The 18,524-nt window shown below is 59.3% G+C and carries 16 protein-coding genes and 1 tRNA gene; 14 read left to right on the plus strand and 3 right to left on the minus strand.

Features of this window, described 5'->3' with window-relative positions:
- The first annotated feature begins 7 nt into the window (after positions 1–7).
- The 14 genes from KFS80_RS12765 (at position 8) to KFS80_RS12830 (ending at position 16,348) form a co-directional block, all read left to right on the plus strand.
- The gene (locus KFS80_RS12765) at positions 8–3,754 is read left to right on the plus strand and encodes a bifunctional diguanylate cyclase/phosphodiesterase (protein ID WP_053124422.1); all 3,747 of its coding nucleotides are present in this window, start codon (positions 8–10) and stop codon (positions 3,752–3,754) included.
- A gap of 15 nt (positions 3,755–3,769) precedes the next feature.
- Positions 3,770–3,846 (plus strand) — tRNA-Ile (locus KFS80_RS12770).
- Positions 3,847–4,248: 402 nt separating this feature from the next.
- On the plus strand, positions 4,249–4,551 hold the full coding sequence (locus KFS80_RS12775) for a DUF3077 domain-containing protein (RefSeq protein ID WP_212544995.1): 303 nt from the start codon (positions 4,249–4,251) through the stop codon (positions 4,549–4,551).
- A gap of 146 nt (positions 4,552–4,697) precedes the next feature.
- A complete protein-coding gene (locus KFS80_RS12780; RefSeq protein ID WP_212545141.1) occupies positions 4,698–5,138 on the plus strand; it encodes a hypothetical protein in 441 nt (146 codons plus the stop codon).
- Positions 5,139–5,437: 299 nt separating this feature from the next.
- Entirely contained in the window at positions 5,438–5,899 is a 462-nt protein-coding gene (locus KFS80_RS12785; protein WP_150749676.1) for an Lrp/AsnC family transcriptional regulator, read from the plus strand.
- Positions 5,900–6,121: 222 nt separating this feature from the next.
- Complete coding sequence (locus tag KFS80_RS12790; protein WP_008085177.1) at positions 6,122–7,804, plus strand: flavin monoamine oxidase family protein; 1,683 nt, start codon at positions 6,122–6,124, stop codon at positions 7,802–7,804.
- Positions 7,805–7,816: 12 nt separating this feature from the next.
- Positions 7,817–8,611 (plus strand): carbon-nitrogen hydrolase family protein, encoded by a 795-nt coding sequence (locus KFS80_RS12795; protein WP_008085176.1) that lies wholly within the window; start codon positions 7,817–7,819, stop codon positions 8,609–8,611.
- A gap of 38 nt (positions 8,612–8,649) precedes the next feature.
- Entirely contained in the window at positions 8,650–11,052 is a 2,403-nt protein-coding gene (gene pqqF / locus KFS80_RS12800; protein WP_212544996.1) for a pyrroloquinoline quinone biosynthesis protein PqqF, read from the plus strand.
- 156 nt (positions 11,053–11,208) lie between these two features.
- Positions 11,209–11,283: a pyrroloquinoline quinone precursor peptide PqqA gene (gene pqqA, locus KFS80_RS12805; protein ID WP_003422658.1), complete on the plus strand. Its 75-nt coding sequence runs from the start codon at positions 11,209–11,211 to the stop codon at positions 11,281–11,283.
- 81 nt (positions 11,284–11,364) lie between these two features.
- The gene (gene pqqB, locus KFS80_RS12810; protein WP_093429954.1) at positions 11,365–12,276 is read left to right on the plus strand and encodes a pyrroloquinoline quinone biosynthesis protein PqqB; all 912 of its coding nucleotides are present in this window, start codon (positions 11,365–11,367) and stop codon (positions 12,274–12,276) included.
- Positions 12,277–12,414: 138 nt separating this feature from the next.
- Positions 12,415–13,167, plus strand: coding sequence for a pyrroloquinoline-quinone synthase PqqC (pqqC, locus tag KFS80_RS12815; protein WP_003228879.1), 753 nt, complete (start codon positions 12,415–12,417; stop codon positions 13,165–13,167).
- The gene (gene pqqD / locus KFS80_RS12820; RefSeq protein ID WP_212544997.1) at positions 13,164–13,439 is read left to right on the plus strand and encodes a pyrroloquinoline quinone biosynthesis peptide chaperone PqqD; all 276 of its coding nucleotides are present in this window, start codon (positions 13,164–13,166) and stop codon (positions 13,437–13,439) included. The genes pqqC and pqqD overlap by 4 nt, the downstream gene beginning before the upstream one ends.
- Entirely contained in the window at positions 13,411–14,571 is a 1,161-nt protein-coding gene (pqqE, locus tag KFS80_RS12825) for a pyrroloquinoline quinone biosynthesis protein PqqE (protein ID WP_212544998.1), read from the plus strand. The genes pqqD and pqqE overlap by 29 nt, the downstream gene beginning before the upstream one ends.
- Positions 14,537–16,348: a S9 family peptidase gene (locus KFS80_RS12830; RefSeq protein WP_212544999.1), complete on the plus strand. Its 1,812-nt coding sequence runs from the start codon at positions 14,537–14,539 to the stop codon at positions 16,346–16,348. The genes pqqE and KFS80_RS12830 overlap by 35 nt, the downstream gene beginning before the upstream one ends.
- Positions 16,349–16,496: 148 nt before the next feature.
- Here KFS80_RS12830 and KFS80_RS12835 read toward each other — a convergent pair whose 3' ends face one another.
- From KFS80_RS12835 to KFS80_RS12845, 3 genes are all read right to left on the minus strand, one after another.
- Complete coding sequence (locus tag KFS80_RS12835; RefSeq protein WP_003228885.1) at positions 16,497–16,655, minus strand: YqaE/Pmp3 family membrane protein; 159 nt, start codon at positions 16,653–16,655, stop codon at positions 16,497–16,499.
- A gap of 65 nt (positions 16,656–16,720) precedes the next feature.
- Positions 16,721–16,903, minus strand: a complete 183-nt coding sequence (locus tag KFS80_RS26955) for a DNA-binding protein (protein ID WP_246541830.1) — start codon at positions 16,901–16,903, stop codon at positions 16,721–16,723.
- 210 nt (positions 16,904–17,113) lie between these two features.
- Positions 17,114–18,397: an aspartate aminotransferase family protein gene (locus tag KFS80_RS12845; protein ID WP_212545000.1), complete on the minus strand. Its 1,284-nt coding sequence runs from the start codon at positions 18,395–18,397 to the stop codon at positions 17,114–17,116.
- Positions 18,398–18,524 lie beyond the last annotated feature (127 nt).

Raw genomic sequence — 18,524 nt, forward strand, 5'->3', positions numbered from 1 at the left:
GAGCGTTATGCCCAGACTGGCGCCCGTGCTTTTCTTGCTGTCACTGATGATTTGGACCGCAACGGCTAACGCGCTGACTCTGACCGATGAAGAACGTAGCTGGCTGGCGGCTCACCCGGACTTGCGCCTGGGTGTTGATGCATCGTGGCCACCGTTTGAGTTTCGTGACGACCAGAGCCGCTATCAGGGCTTGGCGGCTGATTACATCGACGTGATTCGCCAGCGTCTGGCGATCAAACTCACGCCGATTGAGCCCATCAGCTGGACGGAAGTGCTGGAGCAGGTCAAAACCGGCAAGATCGATCTGCTGCCGGGGATCATGTCCACTCCGGAACGGCAGAACTATCTGTCATTCACCCGGCCCTACCTCGACTTCCCGATTGTCATCCTCGCCCACGTCGGCGGCGCGCAACCGCGCAAACTTGATGATCTGTATGGCCTGAAAATCGCCGTGGTGGAAAACTATGCGCCGCACGAACTTCTGCGCACCCACCACCCGGATCTGAATCTGGTGGCCATGCCCAACGTCAGCTCGGCGTTGCAGGCATTGGCGACCGACGAAGTCGACGCCGTGGTCGGCGATCTCGCCTCCAGCGTCTGGAGCCTGCGCCAACTTAAACTCGATGGCCTCTACGTCAGCGGCGAAACCCCGTATCGCTATCAACTGGCGATGGGCGTGCCGCGCGAAAACAAAGTGCTGGTGGGGATTCTCGACAAAGTCCTCGCCGACATGAGCCCCGCCGAAATCAGCGCCATTCAGGAACACTGGGTCGGCAACGTCCTCGATCACCGGACATTCTGGTCAGACCTGCTGGTTTACGGCTTGCCCGGCCTGTTATTGCTGATGATCGTGCTGGCCGTGGTGATCCGCATTAACCGCCGCCTCAGCTCGGAAATCGCCCGGCGCATCGACCTCGAACAGGAACTGCGCAGCAGCGAATATCACTACCGTGGGCTGGTCGAAAGTTTGTCGGCGATTGCTTGGGAAGCGCGGATGAGCGACTTCACCTACAGCTATGTGTCACCGCACGCCGAAGACTTGCTCGGTTATCCACTGTCGCATTGGCTGATTCCGGGGTTCTGGCGCAACATCATTCATCCGGCCGACCTCACTCGCGCACAGAGTTTTTGTGATCACGAAGTACTGGCCGGGCGCGATCACAGCCTCGATTACCGGGTGATCACCGCCGACGGCCGCTGCCTGTGGGTGCGCGACATCGTCAGCCTGATCGAACACGGCCATGAGCCGGTGATGCGCGGTTTGATGATCGACATCAGCGAAACCAAGCGCACCGAAGAAGCGCTGCGTTTGTCGGAGCAAAAATTCGCCTCGGTCTTCCAGCAATGCCCGGACATTCTGGTGATTGCACGGCTGTCCGACGGCTGTTTGCTGGAGGTCAACGAAGCCTTCGAGGAACAGATTGGACTCAAGGCCGAAGAAGTCATCGGCCAGACCGCCACCGACCTGAATATCTGGGGCATTCCCGGCGTCGGCCCGGGTTTGCTCCAGCGCTTGCAGGCCGGCAGCATCCGCAATCTGGAAATGCCCTTCCGCCGCAATAACGGCCAAGTGTTCACCGGCCTGATTTCCGCCGAGCCGTTCGACCTCGACACCACGCCGGCGCTGGTGGTCGTGGTGCGCGACATTACCCAGCTCAAAGAAACCCAGCAGCAACTGCAAACTTCCGAAGAGAAATTCGCCAAGGCTTTTCACGCCTCGCCGGACGGTTTGCTGCTGTCGCGGCAGAGTGATGGCCTGCTACTGGAGGTCAACGAAGGGTTCAGCCGCATCACCGGGTTCAACAGCGCGATGTCGGTGGATCGCTCGGCGCTGGATCTGGGGATCTGGGTCAATCTCAACGAGCGCAAACAAATGCTCGACCTGCTGCACCGCGACGGCTTTGTGCGTGATTTCACCTGCCATATCCGCCGTAGCGATGGTCAGATTCGTCTGTGCGAAGTGTCCAGCCGACCACTGCCGATCGGTGACGAAGATTGCATGCTGACCATCGCCCGCGACATTACTGAACGTCATCTGATGCAGGAAAAACTGCAACAGGCTGCGACCGTGTTCGAGAGCACCGCCGAAGGCGTATTGATCACCGATACCCAGCAGCACATCAGCGCAGTCAACCGCGCCTTCACGGAAATCACCGGTTACAGCGAAAGCGAAGCCCTCGGCCACACCCCACGCCTGCTCGCCTCCGGCCTGCACGACAGCGCGTTTTATGCGGCGATGTGGCACCAGTTGACCGACGAAGGTCATTGGCAAGGCGAGATTTCCAACCGACGTAAAAACGGTGAGCTGTACCCGAGCTGGCTGACCATCAGCGCCGTGCGCAACCGCGACAAATTCATCACGCACTTTGTCGCTGTGTTTGCCGACATCTCCAGTCTCAAACACGCGCAGGCGAAACTCGATTATCAGGCGCACCACGACCCGCTCACCGGCCTGCCAAACCGCACGCTGTTCGAAAGTCGTCTGCTCTCGGCGCTGACCACACAACAGGAAAACGGTGGTCAGGGCGCCGTGCTGTTCCTCGATCTTGACCGTTTCAAACACATCAACGACAGCCTCGGCCACCCGGTCGGCGACCTGCTGCTCAAGGGCATCGCCGTGCGCCTCAAAGAGCAACTGCGCGACATCGACACCGTGGCACGGTTGGGCGGTGATGAATTCATCATCCTGCTGCCCGGCCTGCAACAGGCCAGCGACGCGGACAACATCGCCACCAAACTGCTCAACTGCTTCGGCGCGCCGTTTCAGGCTGGCGAACACGAGTTTTTCATCAGCGCCAGCATCGGCACCAGCCTCTATCCGCGCGACGGCTGCGACGTCGCCACGCTGGTAAAAAACGCCGACGCGGCGATGTACCGCTCCAAAGCCAAGGGCCGCAACCGCGTCGAAAGCTACACCCGCGACCTCACCGCGCAGGCCAGCGAGCGTATCGCGCTGGAACACGAACTGCGCCGGGCCATCGAGCGCAATGAATTGCACCTCTACTACCAGCCGAAAATCAGCCTCGACGACCATCGTCTGGTCGGTGCCGAAGCGTTGATTCGCTGGCGCCACCCGACCTTTGGCGATGTGCCGCCGGAGCACTTCATTCCGTTGGCCGAAGAGAACGGCATGATTCTGCAGATCGGCGACTGGGTGCTGGAGACCGCGTGCCGGCAGATGTTCGAGTGGAATCAGGTCTACGACAGCCTCGGCCCGTTGTCGGTGAACCTCGCCGGCGCACAACTGCGCCAGCCGAACCTGCTCGGGCGCATCGAACAACTGCTCAACGAAAATGGCCTGATGCCGGATTTACTGCAACTGGAAATTACCGAGAATTTCATCATGAGTCAGGCCGAAGAGGCGCTGGCCGTGCTGCACCAACTTAAACACCTCGGCGTGCAACTGGCGATCGACGACTTCGGCACCGGCTATTCCTCGCTCAGCTACCTCAAACGCCTGCCACTGGACATCCTCAAAATCGACCAGTCCTTTGTCCGCGGACTGCCCGACGACCCCCACGACGCGGCGATTGTGCGCGCCATCATCGCACTGGGCCGCAGCATGCAATTCACCGTCATCGCCGAGGGCGTGGAAACCCAGGCACAGCAACAATTCCTCGCCGCCGAGGGCTGCGAACAGATCCAGGGCTACATCGTCAGCCTGCCGCTGCCGCCGGAAGAATTCGCCGCAACGTTTCTGCGTGTGACCGTATCGGATTTTTCGGATAGCACAGCCGAGAAACCGTCGCTATAATCCGCGGCCTACTGAGGGCCTATAGCTCAGTTGGTTAGAGCAGAGGACTCATAATCCTTTGGTCCACGGTTCAAGTCCGTGTGGGCCCACCAAATTGAAAGCCGCGCTAAATGCGCGGCTTTTTCTTGGGCGAGTGGTTGGGGGACAGTATTGGCGAGCGCAATGTTCGGAAGACCTCCCCGAAGGCTGTAGGCAAGTTCCGAAGCTGTGGTTTTGAGCGGTGTTGCGCCTGTTGGGCGTTGGTTTGACGGGATACTCTCGAGACGTCGCTGCTTATCAGCGGTCGGGCTTGGAAACCCGGTTAAATTAATGGCAACAGTGCTCGGCCTCATGACCGCAAAGATTCAGAGCTGCGATCAAAAGTTATGACGGCTGTGCGCGGGACGTCTTCGGACGTGCCGGTTTCCTAATTTTCCGGTTTCCAACCTGCGCACAGCTGTCACCCATTCGCATGGAAACGAGTGTGGTGTCCCTTGAAAATTAGGAGCCTCACCATGACTGAAACAGACTCGACCTCAGGTTTAAAAACCATCGGCCTCACCCCTTTCATCTACTGCGCCAACCAACCCCTCTTCCATGTCAGCGCCGGCGTACCAATCGGCGATGCTCTGACACAAGCCTCCGACATGCTGTTTCTAGTCAAAGCCTTCGCCGAGGAGGCTGCTTACGACAAAGCGACCGATCGCCATGCCTGGGCTGCGCATTACTTGGCTGCAATGAGTAAAGCGGTGATTGATGATGTGGTGAAGGTTCTAAGTCATCAGCCTTCTGTGGATAGAAACTACGGGCACGGTTAAACGCCTGCGCAGCCGTTCATGCGACTCCAATTTTCGGGGCGTTCAAATTTCAATCGGGAGTGCATCAACGTTTCTCCCTCTGCGTGCGTCCGGCGACAATCACCATGGAATGGAAAGATCTGATAGTTGGCGGACGCAAATACTGCATGGCGCATTTACAGCCTTTCGAACTGAGCTATGAAGTGGCTGAGCAGCAGCTAAGCGTCAAATTCGAGTTTGGATTCCATTGTTTCACTGACGACAAAGGTCATGGTCAACCCCTCCGACACAGAGGAGAAACCCGATATTTCTGTGCAGATCGTCACCATTGCAGCAGCCAGATCGCGGATTACCTTCACAAGCGTTTTTTCAAAGGCCTCGCCGTGCCTTTCTACGTAGAAAACAGTCAGCGCTATTACTGCCTTGATTTACATGACTACGCGGTCTTTTTTTCGATCAGCAAACCGCAGAACACAACGAACCTACTCAAGCTTCGAGTCATTTCCGCCTACGAGGTCGCTGAATGGGGACGAGCGAAGTTGCCGAAAGGAAAACCACATAACGTCCGCTACATACTGGAAATGCGTAATGCGGGGAAATCCGTTTGAGAGAAAGCAAAAAAGCCCCGATGCTCGCGCATCGGGGCTTTCTGTAAATCTCAATATCGGCCTTTCCTTTCACGGTTTCCCGCTTATCCCGCTCACTGGCTAGGAGTAGCTTGCGCCACCGAAATCAACACCCTCTGCTTGCAAAGTTCCGGTCTGTGCTGACGCGCCGATGATAGCGCTTGAACCACACCAGGGCAACCGCCAAAACCAGTGCCGGCGCTAGTGTTGCCCGTGTGCCCAATCTGATTGAGCATGTACCATGCGCAACTCACCGCCCCCCACACCATGGAACCGCCCCCTTGCCCGACACCCGCCCGCCCGTCCTCGATGAAATCGACCGTCAACTAATCGCCGCCCTGCAAATCAACGCCCGCGAAAGCGTTGCCATGCTTGCCCGGCAGTTGGGCATTGCGCGCACCACCGTGACTTCGCGACTGGCGCGGCTGGAAAAGGCCAAAGTGATCACCGGTTACGGCGTGCGCCTGGGTCAGCGGGTGGTCGATGGCGGCTTGCAGGCTTACGTCGGGATCAAAGTGCAACCGCGTTCCGGCAAAGAGGTGGTGCGTCGGTTGAGTGCGATGGCACAGGTGCAGCAGCTGTGTGCGGTGAGTGGCGAGTTTGATTATGTGGCGTGGTTGCGCACTGATTCGCCGGAGCAGCTCGATCAGTTGCTCGATCAGATTGGCGGCGTGGATGGGGTCGAGAAGACGACGACTTCGATTATTTTGAGTAGCAAGGTTGATCGGGGGCAGCCGGTTTGAGTGTTGGTCATGATTTTTCGGTTGATGGATAGGATCTATTCGCGGGCAAGCATTGCTCCTACAAGGGACAGTGTGTAGCGGATTATCGTCAGATTGATCAGGTTATTGGCAAAACGACGACACTTTGCGTCTTATTAACGTGTTCCACGCTCCCTAGAATGGCTGGCATCTTTTCCTATACTCAGACGCGCATCCCGCGTCGGGTCGCCAGCAAGGTCAGCCATGAACAAGAACAATCGCCATCCTGCAGACGGTAAGAAACCAGTCACCATTTTCGGCCCGGACTTTCCGTTCGCGTTTGACGACTGGATCGAACACCCGGCCGGTCTCGGCACTATTCCCGAGCACAATCACGGCGCAGAAGTGGCGATTGTCGGCGCGGGCATCGCTGGTCTGGTGGCGGCTTACGAGTTGATGAAACTCGGCCTGAAGCCTGTGGTTTACGAAGCGTCGAAGCTTGGCGGTCGTTTACGCTCGCAAGCCTTCAACGGCACTGACGGCATCGTCGCTGAACTCGGGGGCATGCGTTTTCCGGTGTCGTCCACCGCGTTCTATCACTACGTCGACAAGCTCGGCCTCGAAACCAAACCTTTCCCGAACCCGTTGACGCCGGCCTCCGGCAGCACCGTGATCGATCTCGAAGGCAAAACCCATTACGCACAGAAACTGGCGGATCTTCCTGCACTGTTTCAGGAAGTGGCTGACGCCTGGGCGGATGCACTGGAGGCCGGCTCGCAGTTCGCCGATATCCAGCAAGCCATTCGCGACCGCGATGTGCCACGCCTGAAAGAGCTGTGGAATACCTTGGTGCCGCTGTGGGACGACCGCACGTTCTATGACTTCGTCGCCACCTCGGAAGCCTTCGCCAAACTGTCGTTCCATCACCGCGAAGTGTTCGGTCAGGTCGGTTTCGGTACCGGCGGCTGGGACTCGGACTTCCCGAATTCGATGCTGGAAATCTTCCGCGTGGTGATGACCAACTGCGACGATCACCAACACTTGGTGGTCGGCGGCGTCGAGCAAGTGCCGCAAGGCATCTGGCGCCATGTGCCGGAGCGCTGCGTGCATTGGCCTGAAGGCACTAGCCTGAAATCCCTGCACCGTGGCGCGCCGCGTTCCGGCGTGAAGAAAATCGCTCATGCGCCGGATGGCCGTTTCGCGGTCACCGACAACAACGGCGATACCCGCGAATACGCCGCCGTGCTGACCACGTGCCAGAGCTGGCTGCTGACCACGCAGATCGAATGCGACGAAACCCTGTTCTCGCAAAAGATGTGGATGGCCCTCGACCGCACCCGCTACATGCAGTCGTCGAAGACTTTTGTGATGGTCGACCGGCCATTCTGGAAGGACAAGGATCCGGAAACCGGCCGCGACTTGATGAGCATGACCCTCACCGATCGCCTGACCCGTGGCACTTATCTGTTCGACAACGGCGACGACAAACCGGGCGTGATTTGCCTGTCGTACTCGTGGATGAGCGACGCACTGAAGATGCTCCCGCACCCGGTGGAAAAACGCGTAGAACTGGCGTTGAACGCACTGAAAAAGATCTACCCAAAAGTCGATATCGCCGCGCGAATCATTGGCGATCCGATCACCGTGTCGTGGGAAGCCGACCCGTACTTCCTCGGCGCCTTCAAAGGCGCCCTGCCCGGCCACTATCGCTATAACCAGCGCATGTACGCGCACTTCATGCAGGACGAAATGCCGGCCGAGCAACGCGGGATTTTCATTGCTGGCGACGACGTTTCCTGGACGCCGGCCTGGGTTGAAGGCGCGGTGCAAACCTCGCTCAACGCGGTGTGGGGGATCATGAAACATTTTGGCGGGTCGACACATAAAGCGAACCCGGGCCCCGGTGATGTGTTCAAAGACATCGGCCCTATCGCCCTGCCCGAGTAAGAGGAATCCCTGATGCGTGTAGCCCTTTACCAATGTCCACCGCTGCCACTGGAACCCGCCGCCAACCTGCAACGCCTGCATCAAGTGGCGATGGAGGCCAAGGGCGCCGACCTGCTGGTGCTGCCGGAGATGTTCATGACCGGCTATAACATTGGCGCCGAAGCGGTGAGTACCTTGGCCGAGGTCTACAACGGTGAATGGGCGCAGCAGATCGGCCGGATCGCCAAGGCTGCAGGTCTGGCGATTGTTTATGGCTATCCGGAACGCACCGCCGACGGGCAGATTTACAACGCCGTGCAGTTGATCGATTCGCACGGCGAGCGTCTGTGCAATTACCGCAAGACGCACCTGTTCGGTGATCTGGATCGCTCGATGTTCAGCCCCGGCGACGATGATTTTCCGATCGTCGAACTCAACGGCTGGAAGCTCGGTTTCCTGATCTGCTACGACCTGGAGTTTCCGGAGAACACCCGCCGCCTGGCACTCGCTGGCGCCGAGCTGATTGTGGTGCCGACGGCGAACATGATTCCGTTCGATTTCGTCGCGGATGTCACCGTGCGTTCGCGCGCCTTCGAAAACCAGTGTTACGTGGCCTACGCCAACTATTGCGGCAGCGAAGGCGAGATCCACTATTGCGGGCAAAGCAGCCTCGCTGCACCGGATGGCAGCCGCATCGCCCAAGCCGGACTCGACGAAGCGCTGATCATCGGCGAACTCGATCGGCAGTTGATGCTCGACTCCCGCGCCGCCAATCGCTACCTCAGCGACCGCCGCCCCGAGCTTTACGGCGCGCTCAACCGGCGCTAATCCGCTAGCATTGGCACTTCACTGTTCTGGAAGTGCCCATGCCTGCGCCGACCCACCCCCGCCCCCACACTGAAACCCTGGCCAACGGCTTGCGTGTGACCCTGCGTCATGTGCCCGGCCTGAAGCGCAGCGCCGCCGCGTTGCGCGTGGCTGCCGGTAGCCATGACGTGCCGCTGGAGTGGCCGGGGCTGGCGCATTTTCTCGAGCATTTGTTGTTTCTCGGCACCGAGCGTTTTCCTACGGGCGAAGGGCTGATGGCTTACGTGCAAGGTCACGGTGGCCAGGTCAATGCCAGCACGCGCGAACGCACCACTGACTTTTTCTTTGAGTTGCCGACACAAGCGTTCAGCGCAGGGCTGGAGCGTCTGTCAGACATGCTCGCCACGCCGCGTATGAATCTGGACGATCAGTTGCGGGAACGGGAAGTGTTGCAGGCGGAATTTGTCGCCTGGTCGCAGGATCCTACAGCGCAGCAGCAGTTTTCCTTGTTTGAAGGGTTACCGGCTGAGCATCCGTTGCGCGGGTTTCATGCGGGGAATCGCGACAGCCTGCAAGTCGAGCAGGCTGCGTTTCAACAAGCGCTCAAAGATTTCCATCAGCAGTTTTATCAGACGGGGCAGATGACACTGAGCTTGGTCGGGCCGCAGAGCCTCGAAGAGTTGAAAGCGCTCGCTGAGCAATTCGCGGCGGCTATACCGGTTGGGGATAAAGTTGCGCAGGCGGCAATCGTGCCGCTGACGGTGAAAAGTTATCAACAACGCAGCAATTTGCTGTTTGCGTTTGATGCCTTGCCTGAGTCATCCGTCGAGGCTTTGGTGTTTCTCTGCCATTGGCTGAACAGCGCCAAACCCGGCGGGCTGCTCGCGCATTTGCAGGAGCAAAAACTGGCAGATGGCTTGAAAGCCACGCCGGTTTATCACTTCAACGGGCAAGCGTTGTTGCAGCTGGAATTCACCGCTCGAGCGGAATCGTTAAACGCCATTCGCGAGCAGATGCTGGATTGGCTGAGTTTCTTCGCTCAGCAGGATTGGTCGCCACTGCGCAAAGAATACGCGGCCCTGCTTGAACGTCAGCAGCAAGTCAGCGGCGCGCTGCAACGGGCGCGGCTCGACAGTGAACAATTGGAAATCGGCCTGTCCGATAAAGGCGTTGAAGCCCTCACACAGATCCTCGGCGAAATCGGCACTGTGGATAACTTCAGCGGTCATTGGCATCTGCCCGCAGCCAATCCTTTCCTGCGCGCCAATGAACCGTTGGCCAATGCCGGACTGATTCGCGGCCAGACCAGCGCCCACCGTGGCTTGCGCACGTTTGCTCAGGATCGCTCGCGCGGTCGTCGTGAGCGTTCGCCGATGCAATTCAGCCAAGCGTTGCCGGACAACAATGATGAGGGCGCGATTTATCTACGCTGGCAGGTTGAGGCCGCCGCCAGCGCTGATCTGCATTCGCGCTTGCAGCGCAGTCTTCAGCAAACTCAGCAGGACGCGCGCGAGGCCGGCGTCGAGCTGACTTTCAGCGCCACTGGCAATCAATGGCTGCTGAAGCTCACCGGTTTGCAGGAGCCGATGCCCAATGTCCTCGAGCACGCGCTGAAATCTCTGACAGAGGTTGATGCCAATTCCCCACGCAGCGCGCCAGAAACGCCGTTGATGCCCATCCGCCAACTGATAAATGCCTTACCGGAGTTTTGTCTGGAGCCTGTACCAACGGCTGACGATGCAAAACACCTGTGGACAACTTCTCGGTGGGACGGCCTCGCCTTGGGCCTCAATCAGCAAACCCAATCAGCCATGGGCCTCGCTCTGAGCCGCATTCCCGGTACACCGGACAATCAATTGCCTGCTCCGTCAGCGCTCGACAGCCGACAGTTGTGGCACCAGATCGACAGCGCATCCAGCGAACACGCCGCGCTGTTGTGCTGCCCGACTGCCAGTCGCAGCATTACCGACGAAGCGGCATGGCGACTGCTCGCGCTGATTGTACAGACCTCGTTCTACCAGCGCCTGCGCGTTGAGTTAAAACTGGGTTACGCGGTATTCAGCGCCTTGCGCCAGATACACGGCCAGACTGCAATCGTGTTCGGCGTGCAATCGCCCACCGCCTCAGCGCTGGAAATACTTGGCCACGCTCAAGCATTCATCGAAGGCCTTCCTGCGTTGATCGAATCCCACGATGACACCAGTCTCAGCCAGCACCGGCAAAACCTCAGTGATCAATTCAACGACGCCAACCTGTCCGGCAAGGACGCCGCCGAATTGCTGTGGCAGGCGAAACTCGCTGGCCACTCGTCGGATTATCTTGAGCAACTGAGCGCTGCCATCAGCCAACTCGATCGCCAGACTTTGCTCACTGCTGCACAGCATTTGATCAACGCCGAGGGCGGCTACCGCTGTCTCGCCACCGATTCCGCGCCCGGCGCGCCATGGCAAGCAGCAAATTGATCGTTACCGAGGCTGCAAGGAGCTTTCTCAAAGATTCACGGGCAAACCCGGTGACATTTTGAGTAACATAGCAGCCTAACTATTTGGAACATCTTTGCGCTGCCGTGGACTATACCTATGGACAGCGCTATCCCACCCAACCCGAGGAGACACCCTATGTCCTGGACAAAACCTGCTTACACCGACCTGCGTATCGGCTTCGAAGTCACCATGTACTTCGCCAGCCGCTGAGTTCTGCTTACATAGAACTGCAGTGCAACGCCTCGGCTCGCCGGGGCGTTTTATTTTCCGCGTTGAAATGATGGAGTGTTCATGTTCGTCCAGATTCTGGGTTCGGCCGCTGGCGGCGGTTTTCCGCAGTGGAACTGCAACTGCGTCAACTGCGCAGGTTTTCGCGACGGCAGCCTGAATGCCAAGGCCCGCACCCAATCGTCCATCGCGATTTCCGATGACGGCGTGAACTGGGTGCTGTGCAACGCCTCGCCAGACATCCGCGCGCAGCTGCAAAGCTTCGCCCCGATGCAACCGGGCCGTGCGCTGCGCGACACCGGCATCAGCGCAATCATCCTGATGGACAGCCAGATCGACCACACCACCGGCCTGCTCAGCCTGCGCGAAGGCTGCCCGCATCAGGTCTGGTGCACGGACATGGTTCACGAAGACCTCAGCACCGGTTTCCCGCTGTTCAAGATGCTCACCCATTGGAACGGCGGGCTGGACTGGAACCGCATCGAACTCGACCAGAGCTTCACCGTGGCCGCATGCCCGAACCTGCGTTTCACCCCGCTGCCGTTGCGCAGCGCCGCGCCGCCGTACTCGCCGCACCGCTTCGATCCGCATCCGGGCGACAACATCGGCTTGATCGTGGAAGACCTGAACACCGGCGGCAAATTGTTCTACGCGCCGGGTCTGGGCAAGGTCGATGCGCCGTTGCTGGAGATCATGGCAAGCAGCGATTGCCTGTTGGTCGACGGCACGATGTGGGATGACGATGAAATGCAGCGCCGTGGCGTCGGCACGCGTACCGGTCGTGAGATGGGGCATCTGGCGCAGAACGGGCCTGGCGGCATGCTCGAAGTGCTGGAGCAGTTGCCTGAACAGCGCAAAGTACTTATCCACATCAACAACACCAACCCGATTCTCGACGAGGATTCGCCGGAGCGTGCTGAACTGGCTCGGCGTAATGTTGAAGTGGCGTTCGATGGCATGAGTATTGTGTTGTAGCGACCGGCCTCTTCGCGAGCAAGCCCGCTCCCACAGGGGCTTTGTGGACGCCACAGATCCAATGTGGGAGCGGGCTTGCTCGCGAAGGCGTCCGAACAGACACCCAGGATTCCAACGGTTGTTCCCCGGAGAACCGCAATGACTGACACCCCGCTGTCCCCCACCGAATTCGAAGCAGCCCTGCGCGCCAAAGGCGCCTACTACCACATCTACCACCCGTATCACGTGGCGATGTATGAAGGCCGCGCCACCCGCGAGCAGATTCAGGGCTGGGTCGCCAACCGCTTCTACTATCAGGTGAACATCCCCCTGAAAGACGCGGCGATCCTCGCCAATTGCCCCGACCGGGAAATCCGCCGCGAATGGATTCAACGTCTACTCGATCACGACGGCGCCCCCGGTGAAGACGGCGGCATCGAAGCCTGGCTGCGACTCGGTCAAGCGGTCGGTCTCGATCCGGATCAACTGCGCTCCCAGGAATTGGTATTGCCCGGCGTGCGTTTCGCCGTCGACGCCTACGTCAACTTCGCCCGTCGCGCCAGTTGGCAGGAAGCCGCCAGCAGCTCGCTGACCGAACTGTTCGCGCCGCAGATCCACCAATCGCGCCTCGACAGCTGGCCGCAGCATTACCCGTGGATCGACCCGGCCGGTTACGAATACTTCCGCACCCGCCTCGGTCAGGCACGGCGTGATGTCGAGCATGGTCTGGCGATCACGCTCGAGCACTACAAGACGCGCGAAGGCCAGGAGCGCATGCTGGAAATTCTCCAGTTCAAACTGGACATTCTTTGGAGCATGCTCGATGCCATGAGCATGGCCTACGAACTGAACCGCCCGCCGTATCACAGCGTGACCGAACAACGCGTCTGGCATAAAGGAATCACCTTATGAGTTTCGACCGCAGCAAAGTACCGAGCTGGCGTCCCGGCTACCGCTTCCAGTACGAACCGGCGCAAAAAGGTCACGTGCTGCTTTACCCCGAAGGCATGATCAAACTCAACGACAGCGCCGCGCTGATCGGCGGTTTGATCGACGGCGAACGCGACGTTGCGGCGATCATTGCCGAACTCGATGAGCAGTTCCCCGGCGTGCCTGAGCTCGGTGATGACATCGAGCAATTCATGGAGGTTGCCCGTGCACAGCACTGGATCGAACTTGCCTGATCTGCCGGCCAAGCCTGAAATCGGCCTGCCGCTGTGGCTGCTCGCCGAGCTGACCTACCGCTGCCCGCTGCAATGCCCGTACTGCTCCAATCCGCTGGATTTTGCCGAGCAGGGCAAAGAGCTGAGCACAGAACAATGGATCAAGGTCTTCCGCGAGGCGCGGGAGATGGGCGCGGCGCAACTGGGCTTTTCCGGTGGCGAGCCGCTGGTGCGCCAGGATCTCGCCGAGTTGATTCATGAAGCACGGCAGTTGGGTTTCTACACCAACCTGATTACCTCCGGCATCGGCCTGACCGAGCAAAAAATCAGCGACTTCAAGAAGGCTGGTCTCGATCACATCCAGATCAGTTTCCAGGCCAGCGACGAGCAAGTGAACAACCTGCTCGCCGGTTCGAAAAAAGCCTTCGCGCAGAAACTGGAAATGGCCCGCGCGGTGAAGGCCCACGGCTATCCGATGGTGCTGAACTTCGTCACCCATCGGCACAACATCGACAAGATCGACCGCATCATCGAGCTGTGCATCGCGCTCGAAGCGGACTTCGTCGAGCTCGCCACTTGCCAGTTCTATGGTTGGGCGCAGCTCAATCGTGTCGGCCTGTTGCCGACCAAAGAGCAACTGGTGCGTGCCGAGCGCATCACCAACGAATACCGCGCCAAGCTGGAAGCCGAAGGGCATCCGTGCAAGCTGATTTTCGTCACCCCGGATTACTACGAAGAGCGCCCGAAAGCCTGCATGAACGGTTGGGGCAGTATCTTTCTGACGGTCACGCCGGACGGCACCGCCCTGCCCTGCCACGGCGCCCGGCAGATGCCGGTGCAATTTCCCAATGTGCGCGATCACAGCATGCAACACATCTGGTACGACTCGTTCGGCTTCAACCGCTTTCGCGGTTACGACTGGATGCCCGAGCCGTGCCGCTCCTGCGACGAGAAAGAAAAAGACTTCGGCGGCTGCCGCTGCCAGGCATTCATGCTCACCGGTGATGCGAGCAATGCCGACCCTGTGTGCAGCAAATCCGAACACCACGGCGTGATCCTCAAGGCCCGCGAAGAAGCCGAGACCGCCACCCAAACCATCGAACAACTGGCCTTCCGCAATGAACGAAACTCACGCCTCATCGCCAAGGGCTGAGCCATTCAGCGCCTCGCAAGCCGTCGCTGCCGGCATGGACTTCGCCGAGTTGCAACTCGGCGCCAATGGGCTGTTCTGGAATGAATATCGTCCGGAAGATGCCGCGTGCCGGATCTGGCATTGGCGCGATGGCGTGGCGAAATGTCTGACGCCGGCTGGCTTCAGCGTACGCAGTCGCGTGTACGAATATGGCGGTGGTGCGTTTTGTCTGACGCCGGACGGGGTGGTTTTCGTCGCTGAGGCGGATCAGCAGTTGTATCGGCAGACGCTGGATGGAGCGCCTGAGGCGCTGACCTCGGGTGATTGTCGTTACGGCGATCTGCATTTTGCCGATGGCCAGGTGCTGGCGGTGGAAGAACTGCGCGATCAGCATCGGTTGGTGGCAATTGATCTGGCTGACGGCGCGCGGCGTTTATTGGTTGAGGGCGCGGATTTTTATGCTGCGCCCACTATCAGCCCGGATGGCCAGCGTTTAGCGTGGGTCGAGTGGAGCCGGCCGCATCAGCCGTGGACGTCGACGCGGTTGATGGTGGCTGAACGCTTGGCTGACGGCGCCTTTGGTTCGCCGCGCTGCGTTGCTGGCGATGAGGTTGAAGAGTCCATTCAACAGCCACGATTTGATGCTGAAGGTCGGCTGTATTGCCTGACCGATCGCGGTGGATTCTGGCAGCCGTGGGCTGAGACTTCTGACGGTTTGGCGCCACTGCCTGCCGCGCCGACCGATCATGCTCCGGCGCCTTGGCAGTTGGGCGGCTGCACCTGGTTGCCTGTAGAAGACTCGGTTTTAGCCAGTTGGAGTGAAGGTGGTTTTGGTCGCCTGACTTTGGGCGATGAAGATTACACCGGCGACTACAGCCGCTTCCGTCACCTGGCTTTGGACATGCAGTTTATTTACTGCATCGCCGCCTCGCCGATCAGCCCTGCGGCGGTCATCACCATTGATCGTGCAACGCGTGAAGTGCAAGTGCTGGCCGGTGGCGTCGCGCCTTTGCCTGCCGAACGCATCAGCCGTCCGCAAACGTTGCGTTACCCGAGTGGAATGGGTGAGGCGCACGGGTTCTTTTATCCAGCCATGAGCGGAGAGACGAAACCACCGCTGGTGGTGTTCATCCACGGCGGCCCGACATCGGCCTGCTATCCGATGCTCGACCCGCGCATCCAATACTGGACGCAACGCGGCTTCGCCGTCGCCGATCTCAACTATCGCGGCAGCAGCGGTTATGGCCGGGAATATCGTCAGGCGTTGCATCTGAGCTGGGGTGAGGTGGATGTCGAGGATGCTTGCGCGGTCGTCGCGTATCTTGCCGAACAAGGCTTGATTGACGGCGAACGGGCGTTCATTCGTGGTGGCAGCGCAGGCGGTTACACCACGTTGTGTGCGCTGGCGTTTAAGCAGGTGTTCCGCGCTGGCGCCAGCCTCTACGGCGTCAGCGACCCGGTGGCGTTGGCTCGGGCGACGCATAAGTTCGAAGGCGATTATCTGGACTGGCTCATTGGCGATCCCGAAAAAGACGCCGAACGCTACGCCGCCCGTACACCGTTGTTGCACGCAAACAACATCCGCGTGCCGGTGATTTTCTTTCAGGGTGAACTGGACGCGGTGGTTGTCCCGCAACAGACCCGCGACATGGTCACGGCACTGGAGCAGAACGGTATCCCGGTCGAAGCCCACTACTACCCCGACGAACGCCACGGCTTCCGCCGCGCCACCAATCAGGCGCATGCGCTGGAGCAGGAGTGGAAGTTCTATCGGCAGGTGATGGGATTGGCGGACTGATCACCGCGTCCCATTCAAAACCGCGTGGCCCTATTCGCGAGCAAGCCCGCTCCCACAGGTTCTTTGGTGTACACAAAATTTGTGACCGACCGAAAGCACTGTGGGAGCGGGCTTGCTCGCGAAGGCTATTTATCGAGCGCCGCAGAACTCAGCGCTTGGCGATGATATACACCGCATGCACGATCCCCGGAATATACCCGCACAACGTCAGCAGAATGTTCAACCAGAACGCCCCGCCAAACCCGACCTGCAGAAACACACCCAGTGGCGGCAACAAAATAGCGATGATGATCCGAATAAAATCCATGGGGCAGCTCCTGAATGGGGGTTGGCTCACCTGAGCCATACAAGCTAATCGACCCGCGCCGTTCGTCAGGGTTCACTAGCATTTTCCGCGTCTGCATCAGATTGACGCCGAGCTGCCTCAGAAATTGCAACGAGGCACGACTCATCAAACTCCCGCATCAATGCCTTGCTGATGGCACCGACATCAAGCAGTGCAAGGGCTGACTCGTGTATCGATTCAGAAATTTCACTTTTGAATTTTTCACCCATGAGCTGGCTCCTCAATTTCCTTGGTCGACAGGTTCTCGATTTGTCGTAGCAACGGCTGAGCTTAAAAAACATGAGCGGCTCCATCGCTCAAGCATTAATTGCCACCTGCAAAACCCGGCCACAAAAAAAACGCCCCACGCCAAAAGAATCAGGCGTGGGGCGTGCGTTATACCGCGAGACGGTTCTGGAAATTGAGTAGGAAGCTTCAGCTCAAACGGCAATCCCTTTGCGGCATTGCAGTTGTGCGGTGCGCACGCGCGCGAATGCGCGGGTGAGGCGCAGGAGCATTTCGTCGATGTTGGTTTTGCTCACGGTGAGCGCCGGGGTGAAGCGCAGGCAGTTGGCTTGCGGGGCGTTGAGCAGCAGGCCTTCGTGCAGGGCGGCGTGGACGACGGCTTCGGCGGAATCGTCCGACAGTGTCAGTCCGTAGAACAGGCCTTGGCCACGCAGTTCGCCGTGGTCGTAGCGGTGCGCCAATCGGGCCAGGCCTTCGCGCAGATGTTGGCCGTTGTCGTTGATCTGTTCGAGAAAGCTGCGGTCTTGCACGCTGTCGAGCACCACCAGACCGGCCGCTGTCATCAGTGCGTTGCCGTGATGGGTGCCGCCGAGTTCGCCTGCTTCGAAACAACAGGCCTTGCCCCGCGCCAATAGCGCCGCTAACGGCACACCGCCGCCAAGCCCTTTGCCGAGCACAACGATATCGGCGCGTACGCCGTAGGACTGTTCGGCGAGCAACGTGCCGCAGCGGCTGATGCCGGTTTGCACTTCGTCGAGGATCAGCAGAATGCCCAGTTCACGGCACAGACGCTCGACACCCTTGAGGTAATGCTCGGTGGCCGGGATAACGCCAGCATCGCTCTGAATCGGCTCCAGCATGATCGCCACGGTTTGCGCATCGACCGCCGCGTGCAGCGCCGGCAAGTCGTTGAACGGCACCAGATCAAAACCCGGCAGCAGCGGCGCGAAACGGTTGTGCAGGTTGCAACTGTCCGAGGCGGAAATCGTTGCCAGACTTCGACCATGACAACCCTGCTTCGCAACGATGATCCGCGACGCGCCGCCGCGATGCAGTTGACCCCATTTGCGCGCCAGTTTGATCGCCGCTTCACAGGCTTCGCTACCGCTGTTGAGCAGGTAAGCCTGATCGCTGGAGGTCGCGGCGCACAGGCGTTCGGCGAGGCTGAGCATGCCGCGATTGTGCAGATTAAAACCGGGATTGATCAGCGCCTGCGCCTGACTGCTGATGGCTTTCACCAGCGCCGAAGGGCTGTGGCCGAGGCTGTTGGCGCCACCGGCTTGGGAAAAATCCAGGTAAGCGCGGTCGTTACTGTCCCATAGCCACGAACCCTGACCACGGACAAACACCTGCTGTGGCCGTTCGACGCTGGGCATCAGGCGCTCGGCGCTGAGATTTTCATTAGGGTCAGATGGATTGGCCTCGAAAGCGAGGTCATCAAGACTCGGCGTCTGGCGCCGCAAACTAAACAGATTCATTGCAAAAAACCTCGTTTGAGGTGTTTTGAACTGCCTATGTAAACACTGTCGAAGCGAACGCTATTCATCGCGCTTTCTGGCCCTGTAAGCCTTGTGAATGCGGTTAGACTAGGCGCACTGACGGCTT

The organism is Pseudomonas rustica (assembly GCF_018336155.1).
Classification (GTDB): Bacteria; Pseudomonadota; Gammaproteobacteria; order Pseudomonadales; family Pseudomonadaceae; genus Aquipseudomonas; species Aquipseudomonas rustica.

Bases quoted from the DNA above. Each gene is read 5' to 3' on its own strand.
- pqqC (WP_003228879.1), top strand. From the start codon at position 12,415: ATGACTGACACCCCGCTGTCCCCCACCGAATTCGAAGCAGCCCTGCGC.
- KFS80_RS12790 (WP_008085177.1), top strand. From the start codon at position 6,122: ATGAACAAGAACAATCGCCATCCTGCAGACGGTAAGAAACCAGTCACC.
- pqqB (WP_093429954.1), top strand. From the start codon at position 11,365: ATGTTCGTCCAGATTCTGGGTTCGGCCGCTGGCGGCGGTTTTCCGCAG.
- KFS80_RS12835 (WP_003228885.1), bottom strand. From the start codon at position 16,655: ATGGATTTTATTCGGATCATCATCGCTATTTTGTTGCCGCCACTGGGT.
- pqqD (WP_212544997.1), top strand. From the start codon at position 13,164: ATGAGTTTCGACCGCAGCAAAGTACCGAGCTGGCGTCCCGGCTACCGC.
- KFS80_RS12780 (WP_212545141.1), top strand. From the start codon at position 4,698: ATGGCGCATTTACAGCCTTTCGAACTGAGCTATGAAGTGGCTGAGCAG.
- KFS80_RS12775 (WP_212544995.1), top strand. From the start codon at position 4,249: ATGACTGAAACAGACTCGACCTCAGGTTTAAAAACCATCGGCCTCACC.
- KFS80_RS12795 (WP_008085176.1), top strand. From the start codon at position 7,817: ATGCGTGTAGCCCTTTACCAATGTCCACCGCTGCCACTGGAACCCGCC.
- KFS80_RS12830 (WP_212544999.1), top strand. From the start codon at position 14,537: ATGAACGAAACTCACGCCTCATCGCCAAGGGCTGAGCCATTCAGCGCC.
- KFS80_RS12845 (WP_212545000.1), bottom strand. From the start codon at position 18,397: ATGAATCTGTTTAGTTTGCGGCGCCAGACGCCGAGTCTTGATGACCTC.
- KFS80_RS26955 (WP_246541830.1), bottom strand. From the start codon at position 16,903: ATGGGTGAAAAATTCAAAAGTGAAATTTCTGAATCGATACACGAGTCA.
- KFS80_RS12765 (WP_053124422.1), top strand. From the start codon at position 8: ATGCCCAGACTGGCGCCCGTGCTTTTCTTGCTGTCACTGATGATTTGG.
- pqqF (WP_212544996.1), top strand. From the start codon at position 8,650: ATGCCTGCGCCGACCCACCCCCGCCCCCACACTGAAACCCTGGCCAAC.